This is a genomic window from Paenibacillus sp. J2TS4, from assembly GCF_018403245.1.
Classification (GTDB): domain Bacteria; phylum Bacillota; class Bacilli; order Paenibacillales; family NBRC-103111; genus Paenibacillus_L.
In genome coordinates, this window is record NZ_BOSH01000061.1 from 1 (window position 1) to 255 (window position 255).

Consider the following 255-nt stretch of genomic DNA (forward strand, 5'->3'; position numbering starts at 1 on the left):
TGTTGCCGCTGGATCGGATTGCCCGCTTGTTCGACGATCTGACCGGCCATCGGCCGAGCGAAGCTTCGCTGCTTTCCATGCTGGAGACATCGTCGGATGCGCTGCAACCCGTTGAGCAAACCTTAATTGACAGGTTGCTTCGGCAACCCGTCGTGCATGCCGATGAAACGGGATGCCGAGTCGGCGGCAAGACGCAATGGATGCATGTGATCTCCGACGAGAAGCATACGCTGCTTCGTTTCCACGCCCAACGCG

1 protein-coding gene is annotated in these 255 nt (G+C 58.8%); it reads left to right on the forward strand.

Features of this window, described 5'->3' with window-relative positions:
• The coding region (locus tag KJS69_RS29445; protein WP_213587791.1) for an IS66 family transposase at window positions 1-255 on the forward strand (255 nt) is incomplete at both ends.